This window comes from Afipia sp. GW822-FHT04G07 (genome assembly GCF_058800765.1).
The window spans coordinates 247,780-260,988 of the sequence record NZ_JBXAMP010000002.1 but is presented as its reverse complement, the minus strand read 5'-3'; the positions used below and the strand labels follow the sequence as shown (position 1 = coordinate 260,988).

Sequence of the window (13,209 nt, the reverse complement as noted above, 5' to 3'; positions counted from 1 at the left end):
GGAAAATTGTTGCGCGCCAGCTTTTTGTCACTCCGGTGACACCGGAGTCCCCCGGACTGTCGGGCGGTTTTCACGATCTCGCAGGTTGCAACGCAATGATCGGATGTTTGAATGATTTTCGCCAGAGTCGGTAGACAATCCGGTTTTTCGGACTTCTAATCGCTTTCAAGGTCGGCGGAAAAAGCACGACCATTTGGGAGGATGACGATGAAACTAACGAGACGTGATTTTTCTGTCGGTGCCGCCGCAATGCTCGCCGCGCCGGCCTTCATCAAAAATGCCGGGGCGCAAGGCGCGACCATCAAGATCGGTCAGGTGCTTCCGGTCACCGGATCGGCCGCCGAGCAGGGCAAGTTCGCTCTGAACGGCGCGAAGCTCGCACTCGAAGCCGTCAACAAGGCGGGCGGCGTTCTCGGCAAGCAGCTTGAACTCATTACCGAGGATGACCAGACCACCAATCCGGGCGTCGTGCTCGCATTCTCCAAACTCGCCGCGCAGTCGGACATTGTCGCCTTCCTCGGCTCGATTCGCTCGACGCAGGTTCATGCGATGGCGCCGGACGTCCTGAAGCTCGGCAAGCCGATGGCCATCGGCGGCACCGATCCCAACCTGACCCACATGGGCAACAAGTGGCTGTTCCGGTTCCGGCCGAACGACAGCTACTCGGGCAGCGTGATCGCCGATTACGGCACCAACACCCTCGGCAAGAAGAAGTGGGCGGTTCTGCATTCCACCGACGCATTCGGCACGGCGGGCGGCAAGGCGCTCACCGAGGGATTGAGCAAGCTCGGCGTCACCCCGGTCCTCGACCAGGGCTATGCCAACCAAAGCCAGGATTTCACCCCGGTGGTGCTGGCGATCAAGCAGTCCGGCGCCGACGTTCTGGGCTCGTACTTCACGTTCGAGAACGATCTCGGCATCTTCGCGCGCCAGTTGCGCCAGCTCGGCGTCAACATTCCGTGGGTGGGCTCGCCGTCCATCGTCGGCGTGTCGTCGACGCGGCTCGCGGGCGCGTCGCTGTACGGAACCTATGGCGTCGCCGACTATGCCGAGGATTCAAGCCCGGCGGCCAAGGCCTATGGCAAGGCTTATCGCGATGCCTACAAGCTCGCGCCGGATAACCAGAGCGCATGGACCTATGACGCCATCAACGTGCTGGCGAAGGCGATGAACACGGCGAAGACCACCGACCCCGAAAAGGTGCGCGAAGCCATCCTCGCGATCCAGAAGTATGAAGGCGCGGAAGGCCAGTACAATTTCGACAAGAACGGAGACGGTCTTCACGGCTACAACATCGTGAAGAACGAAAAGGGAAATATCGTCTTCGAGAAGCACATCGAAGCGAAGACCTGAAGCGCAGCGGCGGCTTCCTCCCGTCGGGAGAGAGCCGCCGTCATTGCGAGCGAAGCGAAGCAATCCAGAGCATAAAGAAGGACTGGATTGCCTCGTCGCAAACGCTCCTCGCAATGACGCTGTGAGCAAAATGTCCTGTTTCTCTTGAGCGAGCGTTTCATGGATCAGATTCTTCAGTTGCTCTTCACGGGCATCGGTATCGGCTCGGTGTACGCGCTGGTCGCGCTCGGGTTCGTGCTGATTTTCCGCGCAACCAACGTGGTGAACTTCGCGCAGGGCGAGTTCTCCATGGTGGCGGCCTTCCTGATGGTGGTGTTCGCCGTCGATCTGCAATGGCCGTACTGGCTGTCGTTCCTGATCTCGCTCGGCGGGATGGCGCTGTTCGGCGTCATCTTCAACCTCGGCGTGTATTATCCGCTGCGTCACCGCACCTTCCTGCCGGTGATCATCGCCACTATCGGCGCGTCGATCTTTCTGGCCAATTCGGTACTGGCGATCTACGGCCCCGCGCCGCAGGTGCTGGAGGGCTGGTTCGAGACGCCGGGCATCCAGCTCGGCCCGGTCTATCTCGACAGCCAGTATCTGCTGATCATCGCCGTCACCCTCGTGCTGGTGATCTTCAATTACTGGTTCTTCGAGAAGACCATGCTCGGCAAGAAATTGCAGGCGACGTCGCAGGACAAGGAAATGGCGTCGCTGCTCGGCATTTCGGTGTCGGCGATGATCATGATCACGTTCATCTACTCGGCGGTGCTGGGCGGTCTTGCCGGCATTCTGGTCGCGCCGATTCTGTTCGTCTCGATCCAGATGGGGGCGACGATCGCGCTGAAAGCCTTCGCTGCGACCATTATCGGCGGTTTCGGTGACGTTACCGGTGCGATCATCGGCGGCATTGCGCTCGGCATCATCGAGACGTTCGGCGCGGCTTATGTGTCGGTGCCTTACAAGGACGCATTCGCGTTCCTCGTGCTGATCCTGTTTCTGGTCTTCCGTCCGCAGGGCATCTTCGGCGAACGCGTGGCGGAAAAAGCATGAGCGTGCAGGGCGAAAAGATTTCGGCGGACACCGCCGTGCGTTCCACGCCGTCGCTGCTGCGGCATCTGCCGTATTTCATCGCCGCCGCGATTGCGGTGTTCGCCGCGGCGACGATGAGTTTCGACGGCTATGTCCTTAACATCCTGATGCAGGCGACGACATTTGCGGTTGCGGTGTTCGGGCTGACCATCGTGCTCGGCATGTGCGGGCAGATCAATCTGGCGCAGGCGGCGTTCTTCGGGATCGGCGCCTACATCGTCGCGCTCGGCACCACCGACTATCAGACCAATTTCTGGATCTGTCTGATCGCCGGATCGCTGCTGGCGCTGCTTGCGGGCGCGCTGCTCGGCATGACGACGCTGAAACTCGGCGGCCACTACCTCGCCATGGTGACGATCTCGTTCCAGCAGATCATCACGCTGGTCATGATCAACGCCATCTGGCTGACGCGCGGCCCCGACGGCATCTCGCGGATCGGCCGGCCGGCGCTGTTGCAGTCGCAGCAGGCGTTTCTGGCGTTCTGCGTTGCCGCACTTGCGGTGATCGGCTATCTCGTCTGGCATTTGCCCGATACGCGGATCGGCCGCGCCATGCGCGCGGTGCGCGACAACGAACTCGCCGCGGGCGTGGCGGGTATCGACATCTTCCGCACCAAGGTGGCGGCGTTCGCGCTGTCCGCATTGCTCGGCGGCATCGGCGGCGGGCTTTATGCGGGCGGATTCTCCTACATCAGCCCGGACCAGTTCTCGTTCGCGGAATCGATCGTGTTCCTCACGATGGCGCTGCTCGGCGGCGTCGGATCGCCGATTGGCGCTGTGATCGGCACCGGGTTGCTGATTCTCATTCCGGAATGGCTGCGCTTTCTCAAAACCATTCCCGGACTTTATCTCGCCATCTACGGCCTGTTCGTCATCCTGATCGTGCGCTTCATGCCGGACGGCATCTGGGGCTTTGTGCAGGAACTGATCAACAAGTGGCGCGCAAAGACGGTGCCGCATGTCGCGAGTCCTGCGCTTCAGCTTGCGCCCGCCAAGACCGGCGGCGACATCGTGCTCGAAGTCACCGGCCTGTCGAAGCACTTCGGCGGCCTGAAGGCGGTCGACAAGGTCGATCTGTCGGTGCGGCGCGGCGGCGTTCATGCGCTGATCGGCCCGAACGGCTCGGGCAAGACCACGACGCTCAACATGCTGTCGGGACTCTACAAGACAACCGCCGGCAGGATCGTGCTCGACGGCACCGACGTGACCGACATGCCGGCGCATGAGCGGACGGCGGCGGGCCTCGGGCGCACGTTCCAGAACATCCGGCTGTTCCGGTCGATGACGGCGTTGGAAAACGTCGTGATCGGCGCGGAGCGGCCCGGCAATACGCTGATCGACAAGGGCTCGGATGCGCTGACGCAGCGCGCGCTGTCGGCGCTGACCTTCGTGGGCCTCGGCCTGCGCGCCAACGAACTGGTGTCCAGTTTCTCCTACGGCCATCAGCGCCTGATCGAGATCGCCCGCGCGCTGGCGGGAAATCCGACGCTGCTGCTGCTGGACGAACCCGCCGCTGGATTGAACTCCAGCGAGAAGGTCGAACTGCACGATCTGCTCAAGCGGATCGCGGCGCAGGGGCTGACCATTCTCATCATCGATCATGACATGACGCTGGTGCGCGAAGCCGCGCAGCACATCACGGTGCTGAATTTCGGCAAGCGCATCGCCGACGGCGAATCGCTGGCGGTGTTGCAGCATCCCGACGTCATTTCCGCATATCTCGGGACGGAGTGAACATGGCGCTGCTCGAGATCAACGACCTGATGGTGCTGTACGGCGAGATCGAAGCGCTGCGCGGCATCTCGCTGAAAGTGGACGAAGGGCAGGTGGTGACGCTGCTCGGCTCCAATGGTGCTGGAAAATCCACCACGCTGCGCGCGATTTCAGGCCTCGCCAAACCCGCCGCGGGGGAAATTCTCTACGACGGGAAGTCCACCGTCGGCATGGGGCCGGAAGCCATCGTGCGCCTCGGCATTTCCCATGTGCCGGAAGGGCGGCGGGTGTTTCCCGGCCTCACGGTGAAAGAGAACATCATGCTCGGCGCGTCGAACCGCCGGGTCGCGAAAGCGCAATTGTCGCGCGAAGCCGATGCGATGTTCGATCTGTTCCCCGACATCCGCCAGTTTGCCGACAAGCTCGGCTGGACCCTGTCCGGGGGGCAATTGCAGATGGTCGCGGTGGCGCGCGGGCTGATGGCGAAACCGCGCCTTCTGCTGCTGGATGAGCCGTCGCTGGGCCTGGCGCCTGTGATCGTTCAGGCGGTGTTCCGGATTATCGCCGAAATCCGCAAGGACACGACGGTTTTGCTTGTGGAGCAGAACGCGCGCATGGGATTGTCCGTTGCCGATCATGGCTACGTGCTGGAAACAGGGCGTCTTGCGCTGGGCGGCAAACCCGATGAATTATGGGGTAACGAAGCAATCAGAGCCGCTTACCTAGGCGGCCATACCAAGGCAACTGTCTAAAATCATGGTCACTATCAATTCCCAAAAACTCATCGGCTTCGTTGCCGACATCTTCTCACGCGCGGGTTCCTCGAAAGCCGAGGCCGAGCGCATCGCCACCTATCTCACCACGGCGAACCTGACCGGGCATGACAGCCACGGCGTCATCCGCGTGCCGCAATACGTGAAGTGGGCCAAGGAAGGCATCATCGTTCCCGACCAGACCATCAAGCTCGAGGTCGATACGCCATCGCTCGCGGTGGTGGACGGCGGCTTCGGTTATGGCCAGACGGTGACGCCGCAGGCGGTCAAGGTCGGCATCGGCAAGTGCAAAGCCAACGGCATCGCCGTGATGACGCTGAAAAACTCCGGCCATCTCGGCCGCGTCGGCGACTGGGCGGAAATGGCGGCGGCGGAAGGCCTCGTCTCGATCTTCTTCGTCAACGCTGCGGGCTCCGTGCTGGTCGCGCCCTATGGCGGCGTCGGGCGCAAGCTTTCCACCGCACCTTATTGCGTCGGCATTCCGCGTCCGGGGCAGGGGCCTGTGGTGCTTGATTTCGCGACCTCCATCGTGGCCGAAGGCAAGGTGATGGTAGCGAGCCGCGGCGGCAAGAAACTGCCGAAGGGCGCACTGGTCGATGAGGACGGCAGTCTCAGCGAAGATCCGCATGTGCTCTATGGGCCTTATGAGGCGGAAGGTCCGCGCGTCCACGCGCAGGGCAAGGGCGCGATCCGCGCGTTCGGCGATCACAAGGGCTCGGGGCTCGCGCTGATGTGCGAACTGCTCGGCGGCGCGCTCACCGGCAACGGCGCCACCAAGACCGACCGGCGTTTTTCCAACGGCATGCTGGCGATCTTCATCGACCCGAAGGTCGTGGACCCCGTGCATTTCTTCGACGGCGAGGTCGCGCGCTATATCGCCTTCTTCAAGGACAGCAAGCTGGCGCAGGGCCACGACGCGGTTCTGATCCCCGGCGAGCCGGAAGCGGCGACGCGCGCGGACCGCACCAAAAACGGCGTGCCGCTGACCGACGAAACCTGGAATTCCATCGCGGCGACGGCGCGGGCGGTCGGGATCGACGAAGCCGCCGTTGCCAAGGCGACCGGATAGGTTAAGGATCGGGCGTCTCACCGAGAGGGCTGCTCATGCATGACCCGCGCCCAAATCAGCCAGTTATAATCAAAACAGAAACGGGAAACGAGCGAATGGCAAACAAGGTCAAGGAAATCTGGGCAGCCGGCAAGGTGGTCGTCAACGGCTGGCTGGCGATCCCGTCGGGCTTTTCCGCCGAGGTGATGGCGCAATGCGGCTTCGACAGCGTCACGGTCGATATGCAGCACGGCGTGCAGGATTATCAGTCGATGATCCAGTGCTTCCAGGCGATGCAGGCGCATCCGGTGACGCCGATGGTACGCGTGCCGTGGAACGAGCCGGGCATCATCGGCAAGGTGCTGGATGGCGGCGCCTACGGCGTGATCTGCCCGATGATCAACACCAAGGAGGAAGCCGAGCGCTTCGTGCAGTATGCGAAGTATCCGCCGCGCGGCACCCGCAGCAACGGACCGATCCGCGCCATGATGTACGGCTCGGCCGGGACGTATCAGCAGACCGCGAATGAAGAGACGCTCTGCATTCCGATGATCGAGACCAAGACCGCGGTCGAAAATCTCGAGTCGATCCTCGACGTGAAGGGCATCGCCGGTGTCTATATCGGCCCGTCCGATCTCGGCTTCTCCTACGGCCTGCATCCGACGCTCGACCGCACCGAGCCGGAGATCATCAAGATCTATGAGCGGATCGTGAAGGAATGCGACAAGCGCGGCATCTTCCCCGGCATCCATTGCAGCGGTCATGCCGGCGCGACGCTTGCCATCGAGCGCGGCTTCAAGCTGGTGACGATCCTGAACGACAGCGGGTTGCTGGCGATGTCCGCGAAGAGCCACATCGGCGAGGTACGGAAGAACTCCGGCGGCAAGGCGTAGACGCTGCCGGGAACTGCCTTTTTTTAACCTCTCCCCGTAACGGGGAGAGGCGAAAAGGAAGAAGCCAGAGCCAACAAGGACAATAGCCATGGCCCCCACACCCGTGATCCGCTTGCATCCCGATGACAGCGTGGTGATCGCGCGGGCGGCGCTGCTGCCCGGCGCGGAGGTGGCGAAGGGAGTTGCTGCGAGCGAGCGCATTCCCGCCGGTCATAAAGTGGCGGTGAAGCCCATTGCCGTCGGCGAGCCCGTGATGCGTTACGGCCAGATCATCGGCTTTGCGACGACGGCCATCGCGCCCGGCCAGCATGTCCATGTGCAGAACATCGGCATGGGCGAATTCTCGAAGGACTATGCGTATGGCGTCGACGTCAAGCCGACGCCGAACTTCGATCTGCCCGCGACGTTTCAGGGCATCCGCCGTCCCGACGGGCGGGTCGCGACGCGCAACTACATCGGCATTCTGACCTCGGTGAATTGCAGCGCGCATGTCGCAGGCATGGTCGCCGACGTGTTCAAGAAGAATCCGTTCACCGGCCACGATCCGCTGGCGGCGTTTCCGAACGTCGATGGCGTGGTGGCGCTGACCCACAAGACCGGCTGCGGCATGACACAGCTTGAGCCGCTGACGGTGCTTCGGCGCACGCTCGGTGGTTACGCGCGGCATGTGAATTTTTCGCATGTCATCATTCTCGGCCTCGGCTGCGAGATGAACCAGATCGGCGGCTTTCTCGAAGAGCAGCGGCTGGCGGGCCGGTTGCGCTCGCTCGACATTCAGGATGTCGGCGGCTCGCGCAAGACGGTGGAGAAGGCGGTCGCGTTCGTTCACGAGGTGCTGGCGGAATCCAACGCCATCACGCGCGAACCGTGTTCCGCGAGCGAGTTGATGGTGGCGCTTCAGTGCGGCGGCTCGGATGGCTATTCGGGTGTGTCCGCCAATCCGGCGCTCGGCGCGGCCAGCGACATTCTGGTGCGCCATGGCGGCTCGGTGATCCTGTCCGAGACGCCCGAGACCTATGGCGCGGAGCATCTGCTGACGCGGCGCGCGGTCAGCACCGAGGTCGGCGAGAAGCTCGTCGCGCTGATGCGCTGGTGGGAAGACTACACCAAGCGCAACGGCGCGGAGATGGACTCCAATCCCAGCCCCGGCAACAAGGCGGGCGGCCTGACGACGATTCTGGAAAAGTCGCTCGGCGCGATGGCGAAAGCCGGCAGCACCAATCTCGTGGACGTGGTGGGATATGCCGAGCCGGTGACGCGGAAGGGTTTCACCTTCATGGACACGCCGGGTTTCGATCCAGTCGCGGCCACGGGGCAGGTGGCGGGCGGGGCCAATCTGGTCTGTTTCACCACCGGGCGCGGCAGCGTGTTCGGCTGCAAGCCATCGCCCTCGATCAAGCTCGCGACCAACACGCCGATGTTCCGCCGCATGGAAGAGGACATGGACGTCAATTGCGGCACCATCCTCGACGGTGAGGAAACCGTTCAGGAATGCGGCCAGCGCATTTTCGATTTGATGCTGCGGGTCGCCTCCGGCGAGCAGACCAAGAGCGAGGCCTTCGATTTCGGCGCGGCTGAGTTTGCGCCGTGGGTATTAGGCGCTACGATGTAGCGATCTCCACTGATACTTAGTTTCGGATTTTCATATGAATTTTATCAGAGTGTTGGGAGGCGATTTTCGGACCGGTATAGTTTTTGTTGAAGAACGCGCATTGAAGTTGAAGAACCTGCAAGGTCAGAAGGAAGAGCTTAGATTTGAGGATATAGTTTCAGTCCGCTACGTTGATAGTGAGAAGCGTACGACCGCAAGTGATACAGTTAAAGGTCTAGCAGCGGGCGGAGTGTTGGGAGGTGTTGCCGCTGGCGCGCTGGCTGGCGGTTTGACTGGACCGGCTGGGGCAATTCTAGGTGCTGCTGCGGGTGCTGTAATGGCCACCCGCCGTACGTTCCTAAAGTCGCGAGTGGAGCTGAGAGATGGCCGCTGGTTTATTGCGGAAGGTCGGCAAAGTGCTTGGCTACTGATGAGTCAACTAGTCGCGGAGGCCGGACGATCTCCATAACCAACGGGAAGGGATAAACCATGCCAGCCGTTGAGCGCGTCGATCCGAAGACGATCTTTTCCGCCGAGGAATGGGCGGACCTGACGTCGCGCAGTTCGTTGCGCGGCATGTGGCTGGTGGCACATTGCTGGGGCACCATCGCCGCCGCCATCGCGCTGGTGACGATCTGGCCGAATCCGTTCACATGGCTTGTGGCGGTGATGATCGTGGGGACGCGGCAACTCGGCCTTGCGATCCTGATGCACGAGGCGGCGCATGGCGGGCTGCACGCCAACCAGAAGATTAATGAGTTCATCGGCAACTGGATCTGCGCGGTGCCGGTCGGCGCGTCGCTGGCGGGCTACCGCGCCTATCATCTCAAGCACCACAGGTTCACGCAGCAGCCGGAAGATCCGGACCTCGGCCTCTCGGCGCCGTTCCCGATCTCGAAGGAGAGCTTTTATCGCAAGGCGTTCCGCGACCTGACCGGGCAGACTTTCCTCAAGCAGCGCCTGCCGCTTTTCAGGACGCTGTTCACGCGCAACGACAAAGTCATCGACGACATCGCCGACGATGACGAGACCGAGAACTTTCTCACCGCGGGCAGGATCGCGATGCTTCGTTTTCTCGGCGTCAATGCGTTGCTGTTCGGCCTGTTCTGGCTGGCGGGCGCGGGCGTCTGGTTCTTCGGCGTGTGGATCGTCGCGATGGCGACATGGTTTCCTTTGGTGACGCGCGTGCGCAACATCGCCGAACATGCCTGCACCTCGACCGGCCCCGATCCGTTCAGCCATGCGCGCACCACCCATGCCAACATCATCGAGCGCGCGCTGATCGCGCCGTACTGGGTGAACTATCACGCCGAGCATCACCTGTTCATGTATCTGCCATGCTACCGGCTGCCGGAGGCGCACCGGCTGCTGACCGAGAAGGGCCTGATCCAGCGGGTCGATGTCGCTCCTGGCTATCTCGACGTGCTGCGGCTCGCGACCTCGCGGCAGCAACCGGCCTGATTGCAGGTTTTGCCACGCCCCTGAAATGCTTCTAATGTGCCGCCGCAAATCAATGCGACGGAAAGAACGAGATGACCAAGGGTCTCAAGAAGGGGCTGACCAGCTACGGCGATCCCGGATTTTCGCTGTTCCTGCGCAAGGCCTTCATCAAGGCGATGGGCTATTCCGACGACGCGCTGGAGCGCCCGATCGTTGGCATCACCAACACCTACAGCGACTACAATCCCTGCCACGGCAACGTTCCGCAGCTCATCGAGGCGGTGAAGCGCGGCGTCATGCTGGCGGGCGCGATGCCGATGGTGTTTCCGACCATCTCCATCGCCGAGAGCTTTTCGTTTCCGACCTCGATGTACCTGCGCAACCTGATGGCGATGGACACCGAGGAAATGATCCGCGCGCAGCCGATGGACGCGGTGGTGGTGATCGGCGGCTGCGACAAGACGCTGCCGGCGCAGATCATGGCGGCGGTGAGCGCCGATCTGCCGACGGTGGTCATTCCGGTCGGCCCGATGGTGGTCGGCCATCACAAGGGCGAGGTGCTGGGCGCCTGCACCGATTGCCGCCGCATGTGGGGGAAATTCCGCGCGGGCGAAATCGACGAAGTGGAAATCGAGGCGGTCAACGGCCGCCTCGCGCCGTCGGTGGGGACGTGCATGGTGATGGGCACCGCCAGCACCATGGCCTGCATCACCGAGACGCTCGGGTTGTCCTTGCCGATGAGCGCGACAATTCCTGCGCCGCATTCCGAGCGCGTGCGCTCGGCTGAACTCAGCGGCAGGCGCGCCGCGGAGATGGCCGTCACCGGCGGGCCGCGTCCGAGTGAATTGCTGACGCCCGCCGCGTTCAGGAACGCGCAGGTGGTGTTGCAGGCCATCGGCGGCTCGACCAACGGGTTGATCCATCTGACGGCGATTGCCAACCGCACGCCGCACCGGATCGATCTCGCCGCATTCGACCAGTTGGGGCGGGACGTTCCGGTACTGATCGATCTGAAGCCCTCCGGCGCGCATTACATGGAGCACTTCCATCATGCGGGCGGCGTGCCGAAGCTGATGAAGCAGCTCGGCGACCTGATCGATCTCGATGCGAAAACCATCGCGGGAGGGACGCTGCGCGATGTCGTTGCCAATGCCGAGGAAGTGCCGGGACAGGATGCGATCCGCTCGCGCGACAATCCGATCACGCCCGAGGGCGCGATGGCGGTGCTGCACGGCAATCTCGCGCCGCGCGGCGCGATCATTAAGCATTCGGCGGCGAGCAAGAATCTGTTGCAGCACACCGGCCGTGCGGTGGTGTTCGAGTCCGTGGAGGACATGACGTTGCGGGTCGACGATCCGGCTCTCGACGTGAAGGCGGATGACGTGCTGGTGCTGCGCAATGCCGGGCCGAAGGGCGCACCGGGAATGCCTGAGGCGGGCTATCTGCCGATCCCGCAAAAAATACTGCGCACCGGCGTCAAGGACATGGTGCGGATTTCAGACGCGCGCATGAGCGGCACGGCGTTCGGCACCATCGTGCTGCATATCACGCCGGAGTCGGCGGTGGGCGGGCCGCTGGCGCTGGTGAAGACCGGCGACATGATCAAGCTCGATGTTGCGGGCCGGAAGATCGATCTCTTGGTCGATGAAGCCGAACTGAAAAAGCGTCGGGCGGCACTCGCCGCGCCCGCGACGCCGGAGTGGGCCGCGCGCGGCTACGCGCATTTATTTTATGAAACGATCACGCAGGCGGATGACGGCTGCGATTTCGATTTCATGCGGCGGGACGGGAAGTAGGGGGCGGACAATATCTCTCAACGTCATCCCCGCGTAAGCGGGAACCCATACCCCTGACCGCAGTGTCATCCTGAGGTGTGAGCCGTGATTGCGGTAAGCCTCGAAGGATGTGCATCGGTAGATTGCCGCGGTCCGGTTCTTGACAGGGAGCGAAAGGCGGGGCCTGCTGCTTATCGTCGCAGATGAAGGGGCCTCTCCATGAGCACAGTCACGTTGACCGCCGATCAGCATGCCGATCGCCGCCGCCGGATATGGGCCATCGTCGGAAGTTCGTCCGGAAACCTCGTCGAATGGTATGATTTTTACGCCTACGCGTTCACGGCGCTCTATTTCGCCCACGCGTTTTTCCCGGCGGGCAACCAGACCACGCAATTGCTCCAGACCGCTGCGGTGTTCGCCATCGGGTTCCTGATGCGGCCGATCGGCGGATATATTTTCGGCACCATAGCCGACAAATACGGCCGCAAGACATCGATGGTCACATCGATCCTGATGATGTGCGGCGGCTCGCTCGCCATCGGCCTGCTTCCGACCCATGACACCATTGGCGTTGCGGCGCCGATCCTGCTGTTGCTGGCGCGCATGGTGCAGGGACTTTCGGTCGGCGGCGAGTACGGCACGACCGCGACTTACATGAGCGAGGTCTCACTTCCCGGCAAGCGCGGGTTCTATGCATCGTTCCAGTATGTCACGCTGATCGGCGGCCAGTTGCTGGCGTCTCTTGTCGTGCTGGTCATACAACTCACGCTGACGGACGCGGAGATGCGCGCGTGGGGCTGGCGCATTCCGTTCCTGATCGGAGCGCTATGCGCGGTCGTGGCGCTCTACCTGCGGATGTCGCTGCACGAGACATCGTCCGAGAAGAGCCGCTCGCACGAGGGCGCGGGATCGCTGCGCACGATCTTCACCCATCACCTGAAGCCGTTCCTGCTTGTGCTCGGCTACACGGCGGGCGGATCGCTGATCTTCTATACCTTCACCACGTACATGCAGAAGTATCTGGTGAACTCGGCGCATATGGATCACCGCACCGTCAACGGTGTCATGAGCGCGGTGCTGTTCACCTACATGATCATGCAGCCGCCGTTCGGTGCGCTGTCAGACAGGATCGGCCGCCGGACGCAGATGCGGATGTTCGGTGTGCTCGCGACGCTCTGCGTCGTCCCGCTGATGTATGCGATCGGCGGGGTGACCAGCCCTTATATGGCTTACTTTCTCATCGTTCTCGCGCTGGCGATTGTCTCGCTCTACACCTCGATCAGCGGCGTGGTGAAGGCGGAGATGTTCCCGCCCGAGGTAAGGGCGCTCAGTGTCGGCTTCGCCTATGCCATCGCCAACGCCTTGTTCGGCGGCTCGGCGGAATACGTCGCGCTGTGGTTCAAGGATTACGGCCTCGAGTCGAGTTTCTTCTGGTACGTGACAGCGCTCTGCGCCGTTGCGCTGCTCGCGGCGATCCTGATGCCGGACCCCAAGGTCAAGGGCTACCTGCACGGGCACGAGTCTGATCCGGATTAGGGGCGCGTTTAATC

Annotated in this window: 11 protein-coding genes; all 11 read left to right on the top strand. The window is 62.5% G+C overall.

The genetic code is table 11. The annotated features are described in order from the left end of the window. The first annotated feature begins 207 nt into the window (after positions 1-207). The 11 genes from AC1RKJ_RS20945 to AC1RKJ_RS20895 all read left to right on the top strand — a co-directional run bounded on the left by AC1RKJ_RS20945 (position 208) and on the right by AC1RKJ_RS20895 (position 13,195). Positions 208-1,353 carry an ABC transporter substrate-binding protein gene (locus tag AC1RKJ_RS20945; protein ID WP_492793046.1) on the top strand — a complete coding sequence of 382 codons (1,146 nt, stop codon included), beginning with the start codon at positions 208-210 and terminating at the stop codon, positions 1,351-1,353. A gap of 159 nt (positions 1,354-1,512) precedes the next feature. Then, positions 1,513-2,388 carry a branched-chain amino acid ABC transporter permease gene (locus AC1RKJ_RS20940; RefSeq protein WP_492793045.1) on the top strand — a complete coding sequence of 292 codons (876 nt, stop codon included), beginning with the start codon at positions 1,513-1,515 and terminating at the stop codon, positions 2,386-2,388. Next, positions 2,385-4,160 carry a branched-chain amino acid ABC transporter ATP-binding protein/permease gene (locus tag AC1RKJ_RS20935; protein WP_492793044.1) on the top strand — a complete coding sequence of 592 codons (1,776 nt, stop codon included), beginning with the start codon at positions 2,385-2,387 and terminating at the stop codon, positions 4,158-4,160. Before AC1RKJ_RS20940 ends, AC1RKJ_RS20935 begins: the two co-directional genes overlap by 4 nt. A gap of 2 nt (positions 4,161-4,162) precedes the next feature. After that, positions 4,163-4,891: an ABC transporter ATP-binding protein gene (locus tag AC1RKJ_RS20930; RefSeq protein WP_492793043.1), complete on the top strand. Its 729-nt coding sequence runs from the start codon at positions 4,163-4,165 to the stop codon at positions 4,889-4,891. Between the two features lie 4 nt (positions 4,892-4,895). Continuing rightward, positions 4,896-5,981, top strand: coding sequence for a malate/lactate/ureidoglycolate dehydrogenase (locus AC1RKJ_RS20925; RefSeq protein ID WP_492793042.1), 1,086 nt, complete (start codon positions 4,896-4,898; stop codon positions 5,979-5,981). A gap of 95 nt (positions 5,982-6,076) precedes the next feature. Further along, positions 6,077-6,853 (top strand): HpcH/HpaI aldolase family protein, encoded by a 777-nt coding sequence (locus tag AC1RKJ_RS20920; RefSeq protein ID WP_492793041.1) that lies wholly within the window; start codon positions 6,077-6,079, stop codon positions 6,851-6,853. An 88-nt stretch (positions 6,854-6,941) separates the two neighbouring features. Further along, positions 6,942-8,465: a UxaA family hydrolase gene (locus tag AC1RKJ_RS20915; protein WP_492793040.1), complete on the top strand. Its 1,524-nt coding sequence runs from the start codon at positions 6,942-6,944 to the stop codon at positions 8,463-8,465. Between the two features lie 34 nt (positions 8,466-8,499). Continuing rightward, complete coding sequence (locus AC1RKJ_RS20910; protein ID WP_492793039.1) at positions 8,500-8,913, top strand: hypothetical protein; 414 nt, start codon at positions 8,500-8,502, stop codon at positions 8,911-8,913. Between the two features lie 20 nt (positions 8,914-8,933). Next, a complete protein-coding gene (locus AC1RKJ_RS20905; protein ID WP_492793038.1) occupies positions 8,934-9,905 on the top strand; it encodes a fatty acid desaturase family protein in 972 nt (323 codons plus the stop codon). Positions 9,906-9,976: 71 nt separating this feature from the next. Beyond that, a complete protein-coding gene (locus AC1RKJ_RS20900) occupies positions 9,977-11,680 on the top strand; it encodes an IlvD/Edd family dehydratase (protein WP_492793037.1) in 1,704 nt (567 codons plus the stop codon). A 198-nt stretch (positions 11,681-11,878) separates the two neighbouring features. Then, positions 11,879-13,195 carry an MFS family transporter gene (locus AC1RKJ_RS20895; RefSeq protein ID WP_492793036.1) on the top strand — a complete coding sequence of 439 codons (1,317 nt, stop codon included), beginning with the start codon at positions 11,879-11,881 and terminating at the stop codon, positions 13,193-13,195. The last annotated feature ends 14 nt before the right edge of the window (positions 13,196-13,209 follow it).

What these genes read in the sequence shown, in the direction of transcription:
- AC1RKJ_RS20945 (WP_492793046.1), top strand. Translation starts at nt 208, where the DNA reads ATGAAACTAACGAGACGTGATTTTTCTGTCGGTGCCGCCGCAATGCTC.
- AC1RKJ_RS20915 (WP_492793040.1), top strand. Translation starts at nt 6,942, where the DNA reads ATGGCCCCCACACCCGTGATCCGCTTGCATCCCGATGACAGCGTGGTG.
- AC1RKJ_RS20905 (WP_492793038.1), top strand. Translation starts at nt 8,934, where the DNA reads ATGCCAGCCGTTGAGCGCGTCGATCCGAAGACGATCTTTTCCGCCGAG.
- AC1RKJ_RS20925 (WP_492793042.1), top strand. Translation starts at nt 4,896, where the DNA reads ATGGTCACTATCAATTCCCAAAAACTCATCGGCTTCGTTGCCGACATC.
- AC1RKJ_RS20930 (WP_492793043.1), top strand. Translation starts at nt 4,163, where the DNA reads ATGGCGCTGCTCGAGATCAACGACCTGATGGTGCTGTACGGCGAGATC.
- AC1RKJ_RS20910 (WP_492793039.1), top strand. Translation starts at nt 8,500, where the DNA reads ATGAATTTTATCAGAGTGTTGGGAGGCGATTTTCGGACCGGTATAGTT.
- AC1RKJ_RS20935 (WP_492793044.1), top strand. Translation starts at nt 2,385, where the DNA reads ATGAGCGTGCAGGGCGAAAAGATTTCGGCGGACACCGCCGTGCGTTCC.
- AC1RKJ_RS20895 (WP_492793036.1), top strand. Translation starts at nt 11,879, where the DNA reads ATGAGCACAGTCACGTTGACCGCCGATCAGCATGCCGATCGCCGCCGC.
- AC1RKJ_RS20900 (WP_492793037.1), top strand. Translation starts at nt 9,977, where the DNA reads ATGACCAAGGGTCTCAAGAAGGGGCTGACCAGCTACGGCGATCCCGGA.
- AC1RKJ_RS20920 (WP_492793041.1), top strand. Translation starts at nt 6,077, where the DNA reads ATGGCAAACAAGGTCAAGGAAATCTGGGCAGCCGGCAAGGTGGTCGTC.
- AC1RKJ_RS20940 (WP_492793045.1), top strand. Translation starts at nt 1,513, where the DNA reads ATGGATCAGATTCTTCAGTTGCTCTTCACGGGCATCGGTATCGGCTCG.